The organism is Peribacillus sp. SIMBA_075 (genome assembly GCF_046534585.1).
The window spans coordinates 1-263 of sequence record NZ_JAWRYN010000832.1 but is presented as its reverse complement, the minus strand read 5'-3'; the positions used below and the strand labels follow the sequence as shown (position 1 = coordinate 263).

The 263-nt window shown below is 47.1% G+C and carries 1 protein-coding gene; it reads right to left on the bottom strand.

Features of this window, described 5'->3' with window-relative positions:
* Window positions 1–261: phytoene/squalene synthase family protein (locus SB775_RS30565; RefSeq protein ID WP_410865014.1), on the bottom strand; the 261-nt coding region annotated here is incomplete at its 3' end.
* Window positions 262–263 lie beyond the last annotated feature (2 nt).

Genomic DNA, 263 nt, shown 5'->3' with positions numbered 1-263 from the left:
ATGCTGCTCTAAATCCATCTCCTGTCCTTGGAGCAGGTCACGGAACGGGGCTTCATCCATACGAAATTCTTGAAATGTATGCTCTAGCGCCACCCACATCGGATCATTCCGGTCTACCTCACCATGTAAGAATCGATCAAACGCCTCCCGAAAGGATGTTAACTCCTCTTTTGGTGAAGGAGACTCATCTACAATGTCATCCGCTTTCCGGCAAAAGGAATAAACAGCCCAAACTGCCTGTCTTTTCTTTTTAGGCAGCATAG